Source organism: Streptomyces sp. NPDC052107 (assembly GCF_040680215.1).
GTDB lineage: Bacteria > Actinomycetota > Actinomycetes > Streptomycetales > Streptomycetaceae > Streptomyces.
This window is the reverse complement of the sequence record NZ_JBFAWG010000213.1, coordinates 1-3,746: the sequence shown is the minus strand read 5'-3', so window position 1 is coordinate 3,746 and position 3,746 is coordinate 1. Positions and strand designations below refer to the sequence as shown.

General features: G+C 67.9%; 1 protein-coding gene. It reads right to left on the bottom strand.

All coding sequences use genetic code 11. The features are described from left to right. Nucleotides 1-375: 375 nt before the first annotated feature. Nucleotides 376-2,811: a SpoIIE family protein phosphatase gene (locus AB0M27_RS46960; RefSeq protein WP_365732335.1), complete on the bottom strand. Its 2,436-nt coding sequence runs from the start codon at nt 2,809-2,811 to the stop codon at nt 376-378. Nucleotides 2,812-3,746: the final 935 nt, after the last annotated feature.

Genomic DNA, 3,746 nt, shown 5'->3' with positions numbered 1-3,746 from the left:
CTATCGTTCCCCGTACGCCCACCACAGCCCGAACACTCACTCATCCGCGCCAGAACACACTCGCACGCTGTTCCGCGGCAGCTGTTCACAACCCCCTGAGCCTGTGATGTCCCACCGTGCGCCCTCAGCTTGGGAAGCTCGTGTCTCCTGGCCCCGGTCGCCCCGCTGACCTGCGACCAAGGGCGCTGGTGCCCCCGGTGGGCCACCGCACGATTCCCAGGTATTCCCCTTGGTTCCCCGTACAACCTGGCGCGCGTCTGGCTTGACCCTTTCGTCCCGAACTGTGGGCGTGACGGTCGATGAGGGTGGCTGGGCGGGTTGAGCGCCCTCCTGGGGCCATTACTGGTCGCTCACAGTCGCCACGGTTGCTGTACTTCACTGCTGTACCGCGGGTGTCAGTTCCTGTTCGGCCCATACGGTTTTGCCGTCGGGTGTGTAGCGGGTGCCTCGTCGGTGGGAGAGCTGGGCGATGAGGAAGAGGCCGCGGCCGCTCTCGTCGGTGGTCCGGGCGTGGCGCAGGCGGGGGAGGCTGTTGCTGGTGTCGGAGACTTCGCAGGTCAGGACCTGGTGGCGGATCAGGCGTAGGCGGACGGGGCCGGTGCCGTGGCGGATGGCGTTGGTGACCAGTTCGCTGACGATCAGCTCGGTGGTCGTCGCCAGATCCGGTAGTCCCCACTTGGTCAGTTGGTCGACGGCCAGGGACCGGGCGGTGCTGACGACGGCCGGGTCGGTGGGCAGGTCCCAGGAGACCACCTGGTCCGTGCTGAGGGCGTGGGTGCGGGCGAGGAGCAGTGTGACGTCGTCGCACGTTTCTCCGGTCGGCAGGGTGTCGAGCACGGCCGAGCCGAGGTCTTCCAGCGGGAGACCGGGGTGGGCCAGGGCGGTGGCCAGGCGGTGCATCCCGGCGTCGATGTCCTGGTCGCGGGTTTCGACCAAGCCGTCGGTGTAAAGGGCCAGCGTGCTGCCTTCGGGTAGTTCCAGCTCGACGGACTCGAAGGGGAAGGGGGTCAGTCCGAGCCCGAGTGGGGTTCCGGTGGGGAGGTCGGGGAAGGTGACGTGGCCGTGCGGGTCGACGATCGCGGGCGGGGCGTGGCCGGCTCGTGCCATCGTGCAGCGCCGGGTGACCGGGTCGTAGACGGCGTACAGGCAGGTGGCACCCAGCACGGCGGTGGCCAGGTCCTTCGCGTCGGTGTCCTCCTCGGTGAGGCGGATGGCCAGGTCGTCGAGGTGGGCCAGCAGTTCGTCGGGAGGCAGGTCCAGGTCGGCGAAGGCGTGCACGGCGGTGCGGAGCCTGCCCATGGTCGCCGCGGCGTTGATGCCGTGCCCGACCACGTCGCCCACGACCAGAGCCACCCGGGCCCCGGACAGCGGAATCACGTCGAACCAGTCACCCCCGACGCCGTGGTGGATGTCGGCCGGCAGGTAGCGCGAGGCCACCTCGACCGCGCACCCGCCCGTCAGGCGCTGCGGGAGCAGGTTGCGCTGCAGGGCCAGGGCCGCGGTGCGCTCGCGGGTGTACCGGTTGGCGTTGTCCAAGCACAGCGCGGCCCGGGAGACGAGTGCCTCGGCCAGCAGCAGATCGTCCTCCTCGAACGGCACCGGGTCCTTCGTACGGACGAAGACCGCCACGCCCAGCACGGTGCCGCGCGCGTGGATCGGCACGACCATCGCAGAGTGCATCCCGTACTCGCGCATCAACTCCGCCCGTGCCGGGTCCTCATCGAGCCACGTGCCGGGGGAGGTGTCCAGGACCGATTCCAGGTAGGCCTTCCCCGAGGACAGGACGCGAGTGTAGGGCGAGGTCGGCGGGACGAAGACCGCCTCCCCCTGGGCGCACCAGGCCTCCGGGGCCCCGGGGTTGATCGATGCCAGGCCGGCGCGGCGGAAGGCGGGGATGTGCTCGCCCATCGGCCCCAGCCGGGCCAGAGGCTCCTCGCCGAGCGGGACCGCCTCCGCCAGATCGACGGCAACGAAGTCCGCGAGGAGCGGCACCGCGAGGTCGGCCAGCTCCTGCCCGGTCCGCATGACGTCCAGGGTGGTGCCGATCCGCGTGCTGGCCTCGCTGAGGATCGCCAGGCGCTCGCGCGCCCGCTCCCTGTCGGTGGCGTCCACGCACATGCCGCACACGGCCAACGCGTGGCCCTCCGCGTCCTCGAGGCGGAAGTAGGAGACCGTGAACGCGTGTTTCCGGCTCGCATTCCATGCCGGGTACTCAAGGTCAACCACCGGGGTACCGCTCTCCAGCACCAGCCGCATCGCCGCCTCGAGTGCTTCGGCCTCGAAGCCGGCCACCACCTCCGTCAGCCGCCGCCCCAGCCGCACCTCGGGAAGGATGCCGTCCCGGCGCTCTGCGAGATCGTTCAGCCAGGTGCAGCGCAGGTCCAGGTCGCGGACGGTGATCCCGACCGGCGCGCGGGTCAGAAGCGATGATGGCCTCAATCCGTTCACCGCCGACGAGGAGACCGCGGCCAAGTCGGTCACCGAGACGAGCCAACGGGTGCTGCCGTCCTGCCCCGACAACGGGGAGACCCGCAGGCTCACATCGAGCTTGTGGCCGTCGCGGTGGCGCAGCGCCGCAAGGCCGGACCAGCCACCCCGGGCACCGCACCGCTCGCCGAAGGCGGATGTCTTCGCCCGGTCTTCGGCAGACGCCAGAACGACTGCGGCGGGTCGGCTCACCACCTCCGCGGGCGAGTAGCCGACCAGCCGCTGGCCAGCCTGCGACCACCCGACCACCGTCCCTTCCGCGTCGATCATCGCGATCGGCGCGCCGACCAGATCGGAGGACCCCGGCACTGCGGCGGGCACCATGCACTCAGGCCCGTCCACTGCCCGCCTGCGAGGTGTGTTCCGGACCGTCGGGATCGCATCGTTCGCATCGACCATGCGGTCGAGCCAATCGGCCGGCCGCGCGTGCTCAGAGAACATCGTTCGAAAATACCCGTTTTAGAGGTATAAGGCGTGTGTCGCTAATCACACTCGGATCCGAACGAGCTGGCCGGTCCGTTCTGGCGTGGCTCCGCTGCAGCGGCGCACTCGCGCTGTTCGTTCCGGACTCGCAGATGCGTGATCGGCGTTCCCGAAGCCGGTACATCGAGGTCGTCATGGGCCCGAGGTCAACTGACGGCACGTGATCCCTAACCGTATGTGATCACTCGCGAGTGGCGAGGCGCAGCATTTTTCTTACCGCAGGAACGACGACTGTCCCTGCTGCCATCCCGTCTGCCGTCGACCCACACGCCAGTGGGGCGGGCCTGTTCATCCCTGTCCAGATGGAGCGCGCCACTGTACGAGCGATCTGGACATAGGTTGCTGTACTCCACTGCTGGACAGACGCTCAGAGGCCCATACGCGATCATGTGAATGGGCCTCTGGTCATCTCACCAACTGAGAACGCATCAGCCCTGGGCGTAGGTGCGCCGCACTCACAGGGCGCCGGGCCCCTTTATGCTGTGGGCCGGTTATTTCCACAGGCCTTTCCCATAATCGCAGTTCAGAGTGTTTGCATATAGCACATTTCCTGTGACTGTGCTATTAGTTCCGGGGATTCGGCAGACAGTGGAACCGTAAGTTCCCAGGTCATGTCTGTATAGTCGGGTCCGCCGCACGGCAAGGACCCGAGGGTTTCCGGGTTTCTCTGACTTATGGGACAGGGAATTCAAAGGGCCCTTGTCGAAAAATCATCCTTGACCAAGGAGTTTGTTGTGAAGGCTCGTACAGTCGCTGTTTCCCTCGTCTCCGCCGCC